The sequence below is a fragment of the Desulfobaculum sp. SPO524 genome (genome assembly GCF_044987625.1).
In the GTDB taxonomy this organism is placed as follows: Bacteria; Desulfobacterota; Desulfovibrionia; order Desulfovibrionales; family Desulfovibrionaceae; genus Desulfobaculum.
In genome coordinates, this window is the sequence record NZ_JBJDSB010000008.1 from 45113 (window position 1) to 59138 (window position 14026).

At 59.0% G+C, this 14026-nt stretch carries 10 protein-coding genes; 8 read left to right on the top strand and 2 right to left on the bottom strand.

The window, feature by feature from the left end:
• Positions 1-674: 674 nt before the first annotated feature.
• Complete coding sequence (locus ACI3L3_RS16725; RefSeq protein WP_404846302.1) at positions 675-2159, bottom strand: APC family permease; 1485 nt, start codon at positions 2157-2159, stop codon at positions 675-677.
• Positions 2160-3007: 848 nt separating this feature from the next.
• On the opposite strand from ACI3L3_RS16725, the gene ACI3L3_RS16730 reads away from it, so the two are divergent.
• The gene (locus ACI3L3_RS16730; protein ID WP_404846303.1) at positions 3008-3583 is read left to right on the top strand and encodes a DUF4125 family protein; all 576 of its coding nucleotides are present in this window, start codon (positions 3008-3010) and stop codon (positions 3581-3583) included.
• On the top strand, positions 3576-4310 hold the full coding sequence (locus ACI3L3_RS16735) for a sulfite exporter TauE/SafE family protein (protein ID WP_404846304.1): 735 nt from the start codon (positions 3576-3578) through the stop codon (positions 4308-4310). The genes ACI3L3_RS16730 and ACI3L3_RS16735 overlap by 8 nt, the downstream gene beginning before the upstream one ends.
• 98 nt (positions 4311-4408) lie before the next feature.
• Here ACI3L3_RS16735 and ACI3L3_RS16740 read toward each other — a convergent pair whose 3' ends face one another.
• Positions 4409-5914, bottom strand: coding sequence for a sigma-54 interaction domain-containing protein (locus tag ACI3L3_RS16740; RefSeq protein WP_404846305.1), 1506 nt, complete (start codon positions 5912-5914; stop codon positions 4409-4411).
• Between the two features lie 298 nt (positions 5915-6212).
• Here ACI3L3_RS16740 and ACI3L3_RS16745 point away from each other — a divergent pair, with 298 nt between their 5' ends.
• The 6 genes from ACI3L3_RS16745 (at position 6213) to ACI3L3_RS16770 (ending at position 14026) form a co-directional block, all read left to right on the top strand.
• The gene (locus tag ACI3L3_RS16745) at positions 6213-8657 is read left to right on the top strand and encodes a glycyl radical protein (protein WP_404846306.1); all 2445 of its coding nucleotides are present in this window, start codon (positions 6213-6215) and stop codon (positions 8655-8657) included.
• Positions 8658-8806: 149 nt separating this feature from the next.
• A complete protein-coding gene (locus ACI3L3_RS16750; RefSeq protein ID WP_404846312.1) occupies positions 8807-9700 on the top strand; it encodes a glycyl-radical enzyme activating protein in 894 nt (297 codons plus the stop codon).
• A 36-nt stretch (positions 9701-9736) separates the two neighbouring features.
• Positions 9737-10030 (top strand): ErpA-related iron-sulfur cluster insertion protein, encoded by a 294-nt coding sequence (locus tag ACI3L3_RS16755; protein ID WP_404846307.1) that lies wholly within the window; start codon positions 9737-9739, stop codon positions 10028-10030.
• Between the two features lie 193 nt (positions 10031-10223).
• Positions 10224-10517: an ErpA-related iron-sulfur cluster insertion protein gene (locus ACI3L3_RS16760; RefSeq protein WP_404846308.1), complete on the top strand. Its 294-nt coding sequence runs from the start codon at positions 10224-10226 to the stop codon at positions 10515-10517.
• 183 nt (positions 10518-10700) lie between these two features.
• Positions 10701-11840, top strand: coding sequence for an ABC transporter substrate-binding protein (locus ACI3L3_RS16765; RefSeq protein ID WP_404846309.1), 1140 nt, complete (start codon positions 10701-10703; stop codon positions 11838-11840).
• Positions 11837-14026 (top strand): ATP-binding protein, encoded by a 2190-nt coding sequence (locus ACI3L3_RS16770; RefSeq protein WP_404846310.1) that lies wholly within the window; start codon positions 11837-11839, stop codon positions 14024-14026. The genes ACI3L3_RS16765 and ACI3L3_RS16770 overlap by 4 nt, the downstream gene beginning before the upstream one ends.

Consider the following 14026-nt stretch of genomic DNA (forward strand, 5'->3'; position numbering starts at 1 on the left):
TGTCCCCTCTGTGTGTAGGATGGGCCTGCGGGAGGGGGGAGTTCTGGCGGCGTTTGGTGTTATCCATGGAGTTGTGGTTTTGGCGAGAGAGTGGGCCGCGTGAAGGCGATTTTTCGTATTTGGATTGATACACCGCGTAGGGCGTAAGATACCTATTCAAAGTGTGGTATTCCCCGCGTTACAGTGGCGTGAGGCCTCACGCCATTGTAACACTTTGGGTCAGACGTTACATTGGCTTTTCTTTGCGTATGCAAGGGTGTCATGAGTATATATTTGAGTATCTGATCCGTGTTATGCGCTTTGAAAAATCAACGGCTAGCAAACGCTTGCAAATGCAATCAGGTGCAAGCGTTTGCAATCAGGTGCAAGCACCTGCAAGTAGTTACTAGCATTTGCTTGCATTTATTTTGCAATCACCTGCAATCAAGTGCTTGCAGGTGATTGCTCTTGCAAGCAAATGGCCGGATGTTTTGAAGAGCGACCATGCTTAAGCCTCTTGAGGGGGGTACGGCCCAAAGGCTGAATGCTCGCCCAGATAGCTTGCGGTAAGCTCTTGGCATCTCCCTTGAGTTCTCTTTTGCCTGGTTCCCGTCCAAAAAACGCCCCCGCATGGCAGTCCATGCGGGGGCGTCGTACGTTCGGTGGCCTTGTGGCTGTGGCCGGGCGTTTGGCGGTTATTTTGCGGGGCTTTCGGATTGGGTCTCGGGGGCGGAGTTGCCGAAGAAGACCGGGATGTCCGTGCTGCCGAGGATGTTGCTACGCAGCTGTTCTTCGGGGAGCTTGGCCCATTCGGACTTGTTGGAGAAGTAGAAGAACACGCCGAGGGCGATCCAGATTACGAGGCACCAGCGGGAAGCCACGCCGATGTAGGCGGGGGAGCCGGGGATGAGCAGCAGGGAGATGCACATCACAGCAGTGATGGTGCCCATGGTGCAAGTGAACAGGCGCACGCCTCGGTTGGCTTCAGCCGGGGAACCCAGCAGCACGCGGCGCGCAGCAAGGCAGGTGAATAGGTAGCCCATGCCGGTGCCCAGGGAGCTCATGTCCACGATCCATGCCACTACGGAGCGGCCCGCAAAGGGGGTCAGCAGCACGATGGCGATGGTGAACAGGATGGCCTTGTAGGGGGAGCGGTACTTGGGGTGAATGTCGCCGAACCACTTAGGCAGGATGCCGCCGCGAGCCATGCTGAGCAGCAGGCGCGAGGTGGCGATGTAAAAGCCGTTAATGCCGGTGCAGACCGCGCCCATCACGGCGCAGGAGAGGACAACGGCGCCGAACTTGCCAAAGGCCATTTTGGCGACTTCGCCAGTGGCCCAAGCGGTGCCACCAGCGGCGCGCATGGCGTCCATCTTGGCGAGCATCTCGGGGTAGGGAATCACGATGCCAACGGACAGGGTCACAAAGCTGTAGAGCACGACACCGCACAGGATGGCGATGATCATGATGTTGCGCGCTTTGGCAGGGTTGAAGCTGAACTCCTCTGCCGCCTGCGGCACGGTGTCAAAGCCCACAAAGAGGAATGGCGAGATGGCGAAGATGAGCAGGACGCACGCCAAGGGGGAGCGGTTTTCCGAGAACAGCGGCATGAGGTTGCTGAGCTGGGCGCTTTCCATGGAGGCCGTTCCCGCGAACAGGGAGATGATGCCCACGGTGAGCAGGAAGGCCAGAACCACCTGCAACTTGCCCGCAAAGCTGATTCCCCGGTAGTTCAGGAAGCCGAAGAGCAGGGTTGCGCCTGTCATCAGGAGCACTTCGCCGGTATACACCTGCCAGCCCGCTATTGAGTAGAGCGGGCCAAAGGCAAAGACCCCTGGGAAAAGGAAGCGGAAAATAAGGGCAAGGGCCGCGATGTCAATGCAGACAATGGCGATATACCCCAAGACGAGCGCCCAGCCGCAGATGAAGGCGGCTGTGGGGCCATAGCCGACGTAGGCATACGCGAACGCGCCGCCAGCAACGGGGGTATATTTGATCATGTAGCTGTAGCAGGTGGCGACAAAGCACAGCAGCAGTGCGCCGACAACAAACCCGATAAGGGTTCCCATGATGCCTGCTTCGGGCAGGAACATATCGCCGGGGAGGACAAAACATCCCCAGCCAACGATGGAGCCAAGGGCCAAAGCCCAGACCTGAGCCGGGGAAAGCGATTTCTGCAATTCTAACTGTTCATCTTGTGACACGACTATCCTCTCGAAGGCGTCCGTGGTGCGGGCGCCTTGGTCGTTTTGGGGCAGGTCCGGGCGTACACGTTGGGGGTGCCGCCGGCTGGTCGCGCCGGGGGGCGACGGCCTGCCGTAGACGCACAGCGGGTGTACGTCGAGGGTTTGTGTGCCATGCGTCGTGGCGACATACCGCAGGGCGGTGCATGGCGAGCCTCTCACGCAGAGTTGAACAAGCGGGTCTCTACGAGGTCATCACCTTCAGGGAGTCAGCAGATTCGCGAATTGCTTGTGACAAAACCAGCAAGTTGAATGCCAGTACGTGAAAGACTTCACTATCACCATAATATCCCGGTATTCTTGTATAATTTTCTGTTCATAGTATATGAACGTCAAGCGCGCGGAAAAATTCTTTTCAGGAAAGAAAGTTTTCTTTTCATTTGCGTAAATTCTTTTCTCGCTGACGGGTGGGCTTTCGTGGCGGATGGAATCTGTGGGCAGTCGTGCTGGGCTTTGGAAAAGCATGAAAAGAGCAGGCGACGTGGGGCTTGCGCGGAATGCAGTTTTTTTGCGCAAGCACACGAGGTGAATCGGCACCAAGTTTGCTGTCGCGATGTCGTGACTCATTTCACGAGAACGGGCGCTTCGTCCACCTTTTTTTATTGGCAGCGCGAAAGGCGTGAGTCCGCGGTGGGACTCGTCTGTGCTGGGTTCTGCGCATGTGTGGCGCGGGGCGTTGGCCTCCCCTCCGGGAGAGCTGATGAATCTTTGCGCGGCGGCTTGTTCCGTCCTCGACGCGTTTACTTCGCGCTGCAAGAAAACGGTGCCATTCAGGAGAAAAGACTATGACCGAAGAACGCCGCAAGGCTTTGATTGACGATATTATTGCTGGTGAACTGCGTATGTTTCAGGCCGTGCACAGCCGCGGTGGCCGCTCCCTGTGTCAGGAGCGCCCGGAGTCCTTTCGCCTCATGCGCGAGATGACTCACGCTGTGCTGTCTGATGATTTTCTGGTGGCCTATGCGGTGGACGTCCGCCGCGCGGAGGAGGCCGGGCGCAATCTGATGACGGAAAAATACGCGCTGATGGAGCGCCGCATTCCCAAGCTGAGCACGGATCCGCGTATAGATATTATCCTCAATGCTGAATGCGCGTGGCGACGAGAGGTGACCAAGGACTTTCCGCATGTGGTGCAAGCCGATGGCCAGCCGGGATTCCGCCTGTACCTTGGGTGCGAGCTGCAAACCTACTCCGGTGAAAGCCTTGCGGCCTATGAGGCCTGCGTAAAGGACGCGCAGGCGGCAGGGCGCAACCTTGTGCGCGAACGCTACGAGATTTTGATGCGCCAGCTTGGTCATAACAGCTTGGAGGAGTGTGAAGCCCGGTTGGCGGCGGAGTCGTCACGGTGCGCAGATGCCTGAACCGGTTTTCCTCCTCGTCTTTTGCGCGTGGTTCGTGGGCGGGTTTGTCTCGGGCGTCAGCGGCATTGGCGGGGCCATGGTGGCTGTGCCCACTGCCGCGCTGATGATCCCCATGCACGAGCTTGTGCCGCTGAGTTGCATCCTGAACGTGGTTATGGACGGCTGCATTGCGTGTATGCATTTCCGGCACTGCCGGGTGTCCGCGCTGTGGCCCATGCTTGTGGGCTCACTGCCCGGCGCGCTCCTCGGGCTCTTCATCTTGAATGTGGTGTCCGGGTCCATGCTGCAGGGAGCGGTTGGGGCGCTGCTGCTCTATTATGTTTACTGGCAGCACTCGTTCCGCGTGACGGGCGAGCGCGGCGAATCATGGGCGCGCGGCGGCGCGGCGGGCTTTGGCGCGGGGCTTTTGGGCACGGCCATCTCCTTTGATGGTCCGCCGGTTGGGGCCTACGGCCTGTACACCGGCTGGACGCCCCGCGTGTTCCTCGGCACCCTTGGCGTCTTTTTCATCATCCGCGGAAGCATGACCTGTGGCCTGCAGGCGGCGTCCGGGCTGTATACGCCCATCCTCGCGGACTACCTGCTCTACGGCGTTCCGGCTACCATCATCGGCACCCTGTGTTCTTTCCCTGTGGTCAGCCGTATTGACGTGGGGCTGTTCCGGCGGGTGCTCATGGGCGTAATCGTCCTCGCCGGTGTGGTCTGCCTTGGCCGCGCCGTGCTCTAGGCGGGAGTTTTTTGAACAACAAAACGCCGGTCAGGCGGGACATGATGTCCTGCCTGACCGGCGTTTTTCTTTCCGTTCGCGCTCTGCGCGCGGCGCCGTTACTCTTCGTCCTCAATGCCCAGCTGGCGCATCTTGTAGCGCAGTCCGGCACCTGTGATTTGAAAAATGCGTGCGGCCTTGGCCACGTTGCCGCCGGTGAGGCGCAGGACGTTGCGGATGCACTGGGTTTCATATTCCTGCACGCAGGCCTTCAGCGGGATGACGCTGCTCTTTTTCACGGTGCTGTAGTCGAAGAAGGCCGGTTCCGGCTCGGGCGCCGGGGCGGGCTGGGGCTGCTGGGCGCCGCCGGGAGTGGGGCCACTGATGGAAACGCCGGTGCGGTAGGCGTCGCGGAAGTGGCGGGGCAGGCAGTCGCGTTCAATGGCCGGGCGTTCGCCCAGCAGGGCAAGGCTGCCCTCGATGACGTGGAGCAGTTCACGTATATTTCCCGGCCAGTCGTAGTCCTGCAGCATATGTAGCACGTCGTCGGAAAGAACAACGGGTTTGCCAGAAGCTGGCAGACTGGAGCGCCCAATAAACGTTCGCGCCAAAAGTTGGATGTCGCTTTTGCGTTCGCGCAGGGGCGGGACGGCAATGCCCACCACAGCGAGGCGGTAGAACAGGTCGCGCCGCAGAAGGCCGTTTTGGATGGCGGTGAACGGGTCCTCGTTCAGGATGCTGATGACGCGCACATCCACCGGGATTTCCGAATGCGACCCAAGGCGGCGGACGCGCTTTTCTTGGAGTACGCGCAGGAGCTTGGCTTGCAGGCCAAGGGGCATGGAGTTGAGCTCGTCAAGGAGCAGGGTGCCGCCGTCGGCTTCCTCGAACAGGCCGGGCTTGTCCGGGGCGTCGGTGTACGCGCCCTTGGCCGTACCAAAGAGAATGCCCTCCAGCAGGTTTTCCGGGATGGCCGCGCAGTTCACGGGCACAAGGGACTTGCTCCGTCGCTCGCTCTCCGAGTGGATGGCCTGCGCGAAGACTTCTTTACCCGTGCCGCTCTCGCCCCAAATCATCACTGGTGAGGGTGTGGCCGCGGCCGTGCGGGCTTCGTCCAGGACCTCGCGCAGCGCCGGGTCATCTCCCACCAGACAATCAAAGGTATAGCAGTCGGTATTTTTCCCGGAACTGCGCGCCGTTCCGGCGCACCCACGCGCTCTGTTCGCCACGGATGTGGTGCCCGTCCACAGCGTGAAGGCGATAACGCCGTCCTTCTTCCCCCGCCGAAACAGCGGAATAAAGTCCGACACCGTACTGGCCAGATAGTTGTTGGTCGTCTTGTAGTAATAGGACTTCTTGAGCAGGGGCTTGCCGTCTTCAAGGCATTCCATGGTGGGGATGCGCGTCAGTTCGTAGGGCAGGTAGAGGCTGGTGATGTGCTGACCCTCGACGTGGATGCGGCTGAACCCGTCCACGCGGCGCTGGATGGTGTTCATGTATTCACAGATGCCGTCCGCATTCACCACGGCGACACCAAAGCCCAGATTCTCCCAAATGGTGCGCATGGCGGAGGTAAGGACGTCCCTGCGGGACACATTGGTAAAGGCGAGCGGGTCAACGTTCATTTTTCACAACCTCATTGCTACTTTTGTGGGTGGGGAGCGCTTTTGCCACCCTTTTGGCCCCAGCACAATGAAAGAATTGTTTTTAAAAAGAAAGAAATTTTTCGAATTGCAAACTTTTTTCACCCAAAAAGTAAAGCACGTCAAAGTCAATAAAATCTGTAAAAACAGATAGTTAATTACAAATCGACGCCGCTTGTGCCCTCTGGCACACCCCGTGCAAGTTCCAAATCGAACAAGCAAGAAAGCTCCGCAAGGATCATCACCTCAGGGATAATCTTTACAGCAACAGGAGACGGAAATGACGACGTGTACGTGTGATAAGCCTGCCGAGACCGCAGCCGCGGGTTACGGCATCAATTGGGATACGGCTGATAGCCGCGTGAAGGAACTCAAAGACTTTTTGATGACCGCCCCTCAGGTCATGGACCCCGAACGCCTCCAGTTCCTCAACGAGGTGTACGAAGAGTTCCGCGGTGAATCCACCTACTACATTCGCGCCAAGCTGTTCGAGCGCGTGCTGACCAAGAAGAACATCTTCCTGGATGGCAACCCCATTGTGGGTACCCTCACCGGCGTCCGCGCTGGCGTGTACGCTTACCCCGAGTGGAATGTTGCCTGGATCAAGGAAGAAATGCAGATGGCCAAGATGGCCTCCCTTGGCGAGATGAAAATCCCCGCCGAGACGCAGGAACTTCTTGAAAAGACCTACAAGCGCTGGAAGGGCCGTACCTGCATCGACCTGAACAATAAGATGTTCAAGGAAAAGTACGGCATCAATCCCAAGCAGTTTGCCAAGGCCGGCATGTACTACGAGAACGTCAGCGTCGCCAGTGGTTCCGGCATTGCCGATTACCCCATGGTGCTCAACAAGGGTCTGCGCTGGCTCATTGACGACATCCGCTCCCGCTTCGAGAACTGCCCCACCACCTTGGCGAACAAGGAAAAGCACGATCTCTACCGCGCCATGATCGTGGCCCTTGAAGCCTGCATCACGCACGCCCATCGCTACGCCGACCTCGCCGAAAAGACCGCCGAGGACGAGAGCGATCCCAAGGCCAAGGCGGAGCTGCTGGAAATCGCCGAAATCTGCCGCCGCGTCCCTGAGTACCCCGCGCGCAACTTCCGCGAAGCCATCCAGTCCTTCTGGTTCACGCACCTCGCCATTGAGATTGAGCAGATGGCTTGCGCCACCTCTCCGGGCCGCTATGGCCAGTACATGTACCCCTTCTACAAGAAGGACATCGAGGAAGGCCGCCTCACTAAGGAACAGGTGCTCACGCTCCTCAAGTTCCAGTGGATTAAGCACCTCGAACTGGCTGAATATCAGGGCAACTCCTACGCGCTGACCCTGTCCGGTCACACCGGGCAGAGCATCACCATCGGCGGCGTGGACGCCAACGGCAACGACGCCAGCACCGAGCTGGAAGAACTGCTCCTTGATACCCAGATTCAGATGAAGAACATTCAGCCCACGCTGACCCTGCTCTTCCATCCCAAGCTCAAAGACTCCTACATGAAGAAGGTTGTGGAGTGCATCCGTGGTGGTTCCGGCCAGCCGCAGATCCTCAACAACGATGTGGTTGTCCAGCGTAACCTTGCCCGCTTCTCCCAGTACGAAAACGGCATCACCCTTGAGGACGCCCGAAACTGCGGCAACTTCGGCTGCGTGTCCACCGGCGTTTGCGGCAAAGGCAGCTTCATCGCACAGGAAGACCAGCCCTGCCTCGCCAAGGTTGTGGAACTGATGCTCCACAACGGCAAGTGCCCCGTCACCAAGAAGAAGGTTGGCGTCGAGTCCGGCGATCCGCTGACCTTCGAGACTTTCGACGACGTGTACGAAGCCACCAAGAAGCAGCTGGATCACCTGTTCAACATCTCCCGCAAGCACTCTGACCTCAGCCAGATGGCGCGCGTGCAGGTTGTGCCCAGCATCTTCCGCTCCGCCATGTACGATGGTTGCATTGAAAACGGCGTGTGCGAGGAAGCAGGCGGCTGCACCTACTCTCAGGTGAACCCCATCATGACCGCAGGCATCGACGCTGCCAACGCTCTGCTGGCCATCAAGCACCTTGTCTTTGACACCAAGCAGCTGACCATGCAGCAGCTGCTGGAAGCTCTGGAAGCCAACTTTGTCGGCTACGAGGACATCCAGAAGATGTGCTTCGAGGCACCCAAGCACGGCAACGACGTGCCCGAGGTGGAGGCCGTTGTGCAGCAGTTCTACCGCGACGTGGACGAAATCCACCATTCGCAGGGTCCGGACTGCTTCGGCCACCGCACCCCGCTGGACGCCTACTCCCTGTCCTACCACAACTACTTTGGCTCCCTCATGGGCGCGCTGCCCACGGGCCGCAAGTCCGGCGTGGCACTGACGGACGGCAGTGTCTCCGCTATGCCCGGCACCGACCACGAAGGCATCACCGCCCTCATCAAGTCCGGTGCGGAAGCCATTGACACCGTGCGCTACGGCGCGAACCACTTCAACGTGAAGTTCTCGCCCTCCATCATTGAAGGTCCGCACGGCATGAGGACGCTCGTGTCGCTCATCAAGACCTACTGCGACTATGGTGGATCGCACATCCAGTTCAACTGCGTCAGCTCCGACACCCTCAAGGACGCGCAGGAGAACCCGCAGGACTACTCCGACCTCGTTGTCCGTGTGGCAGGCTTTAGCGCCTACTTCACCCGCCTCGACAAGGGCGTGCAGAACGAGATCATCAAACGTACCGAGTACGCATCCTAGTACCGGAACCGGAAGCGCGGGCGGGGGGAAGACTCTCGCACCGAGGTGGGGAACCCGCCCGTGCTTCCACTGCTTCCTCATATGCGCCCCTGGGGGTGGGATAGAGACCCGGGGGCGCACCTCTTTCTAACGCATCTGCGGAGGCGATGATGAGCCAGGGAATTATTTACAATATTCAGCGAATGTCAGTGCAGGACGGCCCGGGGCTTCGGACCACGGTGTTTTTGAAGGGCTGCCCCCTGCGCTGCAAATGGTGTAGCAATCCCGAGTCGCAGCGCACATCGCCGCAGATGCTGGTGTTTGAGAACCTGTGCACCCACTGCGGCGCTTGCAAGGACACCTGCCAGCACGGCGCGGTTGTCGAAAAGGGCGGCGTCTTCGGGCGCGACATGAACCTGTGCACCCACTGCGGCGCTTGTGTGGCCAGCTGTCCGTCCAAGGCCCGCGTTATGTCCGGCGAGGAGATGAGCGTGGAGCAGGTCATGGACGTCATTCTCAAGGACGCCCTGTACTACGAGAATTCGGGCGGCGGCGTCACCTTCGGCGGCGGGGAGCCAACCTCCGGCGGACAGTTCTTCCTCGACATGGTGCAGGCTGTTCATGACGAAGGCTTCCACGTCACCGTGGATACCTGCGGCTACTGTCCGGAGGAACGTTTTGACAAGACCATCGAGCTTGCGGACCTGTTCCTCTTTGATTGCAAGCACATGGACACCGCCGAGCACAAACGCCTGACCGGCGTGGATAACGCCCTCATCCTGCGCAACCTGCGCGCGGCGCTGGAGTCCGGCACGGAAGTACGCATCCGCATGCCCCTTATGCCGGGCATGAACGACTCGGAAGAGAACATCGCCGCCATGGCGGAATTTTTGGCCGAATACGGCCGCACTGAGGTTGAAATTATGCCCTGCCACTTGTTTGGCAAGAGCAAATACCTCGCCCTGAACATGCCGCTCCCCGAACTGGCGCAGTATACGCCCGAGGAGTTGGCCGTGGTTCAGGAACGTTTTGTACGGCACGGGCTGAACCCCGTGATTGTGTAACCCATCATCATTCGACACAGACGGAGAAGAAACCACATGTTTACCGTTTCCATCCCCGAAGAGATGCTCGAACGCCTCCGCTCCATGCTGGAGGATGAGGACGACGGGACCTGTGTTCGCCTGCGCGAATACAAGGTCGGTGGCGGCTGACACGCCAAAGTTGTGCTCGGTCTGGGCATGGACGAACCCGACGAAGACGAAGACGTGCAGATTGAGGTGAGCGGCGTGCCGTTCACCGCAGAAGAGGATTTCCTCGACAAGTACGGCTCCGCATATTCCCTGAAGTTTAACGAAAACAAGGAAGTGGAGCTGACTGCGCTGGAAGCGTAGCCTTTTCCGCGTGCCTTGTCGGTTTGCTCTGTGCGCCCCTTGTTGTCTTGGCAAGGGGCGCTTTTTCTGGAGCGCCTCCCACCTCTTCGTTTTCCTCCCCGGGTCTGTGGCGGACATCTGTGTTGTACGTGATACACCCCCTGGGCGGGCCTAGAAGCGCCGCCCCAAACCACTTGAATCAAGAGGAGAACACATGTTTAGCGTAAACATTCCCGAAGAGATGCTGGAGCGCCTGCGCTCCATGCTGGAGGACGAAGACGAAGGCACCTGCGTGCGCCTGCGCGAATACAAGTGCGGCGGCGGATGCAGTTCTAAGATCAAACTCGGCCTCGGTCTGGATGAACCCGACGAGGACGAGGACAAAGCGGTCACCGTAGGCGACTTGCCGTTTATCGCCAACGAAGATTTCCTCCTCAAGTACGGCAAAACGTACTCCGTGGCCTTTGACGACAACAAGGAAGTCGTGGTCACCGCCGAGGAGTTTTAGGCACCACGCTTTCCAAGGGGAAGCATGACGCCACCCTCCATCACAAAGGCCCCCGTATGCGCGTACGGGGGCCTTTTGCGTTTTGCACCGATGTGTGCCTCTCCTGCCACGGAGGAAATTGGCAGAGGGCGGGTGTTCCGTGTACAGTCGTATAAGGGACCAAACACGTCGAGGAGGACGAGTATGGCCGGACTATCATTTGCGCTGCGTCGAATGTGCTATGGCGTGGTTGTGGCGCTCCTCTCCTGTCTTGTGGTGGCGTGCTCGGACTCGCCCATAGTGGTGGGTTTTTCCGGGCCGCAAAAGGGGAAGTATTCCGATTTGGGCGTGCAAGGACGCAACGGCGTCACACTGGCCATTGAGGAAATTAACGCCGCAGGAGGCGTGGACGGGCGCGAGCTGAAGCTCATAGCCCGTGACGACGCCAGCACCGATGAAGGGGCTATCCGCGCGGATAGGGAACTGCTAGACGCGGGGGTGGACGTTATTATCGGGCATATGACCAGTGCCCAGTCCTTAGTCGCGCTGGCGGAGTACGGCGACGATGTCGTCTACATTTCCCCCACCACCTCAACGGATCGGATTCAGGGGCTGAAGGACAACTTTTTCCGCGTGGTCCCAACCCTGACCGACCTGTCCAGAAACCTTGCCAACTACGCCGTGAAGGTGCAGGGCAAGCGCCGGGTTGCCTTTATCTGGGATACCTCCAACGCGCCCTTTACCGAGCCGTATAAGAACACCTTTGCCGAGTATTTCGAGAGTCTTGGCGGCGAAGTTGTCGGCGCGGTGCCTGTGGACTCCAAGCGGCAGGTAGATTGGCAAGACGTGGTCGCCATTTTGGAGGACATGCGTCCCGATGTGGTGGTGGCGGTGACCGCCGCGCGCGACCTTGCCGTCTTTGCGCAGTATTCCCGCCTGTACAAAGCGCCGTGGGGCATAATGAGCAGTATGTGGGGCTTTACGCAGGAGCTGATCCAGACCGGCGGCAAAAGCGTGGAGGGGATTTTGTTTGCCGTGCATTTTTCAGAGGACAACCCGAATTCTGATTATGAGGCATTCAAGGAGCGGTATCAAAAGCGCTTTGGATGGGAGCCGAACTTCGCTGCAGCCTTTGGCTACGAGGCCGTGCAGGTGCTTGCCGAGGCTATCCGGCGTAACGGCGGCAGCACGCGCGGGCTGGAAGAGATTATCCCCGGAATGACATTTTCCTCCGGCATCATGGGGCCGTTTGCCATTGACGAATATGGCGACGTACAGCGGACGGGGACCATCGTTGTGGTGCGAAGCGGCGAGTTTGTCACCGTGGATGGGGGCGCGCAATGAATGGGGCCTCGCTGACGGCTGCTTTTCGCAAAAAGCTCATCCAGTGGATTCTTATCCCTGGGCTTTTGCTGACAGCGTTAGCGGTGACGCTTGTAGCGTTGAGCCAGTTACGCATTGTGGAACGCGAAACGCGGCAGTTGTCACGCTCCCTGTCCAAGAACGTCGGGTTCTACATGGACGGGGCCGAAGATGTGCTGCAAACCATTGCCATGCTGACCCAGCGCGACAAGGAAACAGGTCTTGAGGACGCCTTTGAAGGCTTGGGGCGCTACTTCGACCGTTTCGAACGTCTGATTTTTTTGGACAGTGACGGCAACATTGTCGCCGTTGCCCCGCGCGGCATCCGCGGCGTGGATTTCCCCATTCACCTCACGCAGTCCAACACGCAGCGGCATGTGTTGACCTCGCCCATCATATCGCCGCATTCAGGTAAGCTGGTGGTCTTTACCAGCATCCCAACGGATGCGGGGGGCAAGATTGTGGCCGAACTCAGTTTGGACGCCCTCCAGCAGTTTATCTACGGGTTTGTCTCCTCGGAGCGGACCATTATCCTCACTGACGCCTACGGCAATCTCATCGTGCATCCGGATCAGGAGCTCGTGCGGGTGCAGTACAACATTGGCTCGCTGGATATTTTTACTCAGCCGCCGCAGTCCAGTGAGGCCAAGTTCTACACGGCTGGGGAGACGCTGTACTTTGGGACGCTGACGCATATTCCGGGGACGGGATGGCGTCTTCTGGTAGCCACCAAGGCGCGAACCATTTTCCGGCCTGTGGTGTTCTTTGGCGTCATCATCGCCTTTTTGACCTTTTGTGTGTTTATGATGGTGCTCCTTGCCCTGACCAAGGAATTCCGCACCAATGTCATTGCCCCCATGCGGCGGTACAGCGAGGGGCTCGCCGCTGTGGCCGAAGGGGAGTACCCCGCGGCGCCGGCGCAGGGAAGTGAGTACTCCGAGCTTGCGGAATTCGACAAAGTCTTTGGGCGTATGTCGGCCAAAGTGCGCGAGCGGGAGCAGGAACTTCGCGTCTCCCGGGCGTTTTTCCAAAGCGTTATCGACTCCATGCCCTCGGTGCTCATCTGGATAGATGAAGACTACGTGGTGCGGCTATGCAATACCAAGGCGCGGGAAGTCTTTGGCGAGAGAGCGGACATGTCCCGTGGGCCGAGGCCGGTGGAGGCTTTTTTTGCCGAACAACCTGATATTGTCTCCATCGTGCGCGGCGCTGACGAAGAGCACGAGTGTCCGTGCACGCTCAAACGGCGCAGCGTAAACAGTAACCCTCTCGCACTGTACGACGTGACGATGTTTCCCCTTGTCGGCGGAGAAATGGGCGGGGTGGTGGTGCGCATGGACGACGTGACCGCGCAGGTGCGCATGGAAGAGATCATGGTCCAGACTGAAAAAATGATGTCCGTTGGCGGGCTGGCTGCCGGGATGGCCCATGAAATCAACAACCCCCTTGGCAGCATCCTACAGGGAGCGCAGAACCTCCGGCGCCGCTTTTCGCCTGATATCAAAGCGAACATTCAAGCCGCTGAAGCGGTAGGATGTCCTTTAGAGACGATGCAGTCCTACTTGGAAGCGCGGAAGATTTTGCGAATAGTGGACGGCATTGCCCAGTCCGGCAAACGCGCGGCGGACATTGTGGCTAATATGCTGGAATTCAGTCGGCCGGGGAAATCCGAAAAGACCGCCATCAGCGTGACGCAACTTGTCGAGGCGTCGCTTGATCTCGCCACCAAGGACTATGACCTCAAGAAAAACTACGATTTTTTGCGCATTACCATTGTGCGGGATTTTGCCGAAGGGCTACCGGACATTATCTGCTCCCGCACCGAGATAGAACAGGTGCTGTTTAATCTGCTCAAAAATGCGGCGCAGGCCATGGCGGACGAGGATGCCCCAGATAAGACCCCAACAGTCACCATCCGCACGCACAAAGACCCCGGCGGCGTCGCCATCGAAATCGAAGACAACGGCCCCGGCCTGCCGCCGGACATCCGCCGCAGAATCTTCGAACCCTTCTTCACCACCAAACCCACGGGAATAGGCACAGGCCTCGGCCTGTCCGTGTCCTACTTCATCATCACCCAAAACCACGGCGGCGCCCTCTCCGTAGATTCCAGCCCCGGGCAGTGGACGCGGTTTACTGTGGTCTTGCCTGTGGGGGGTGGGGGCTAG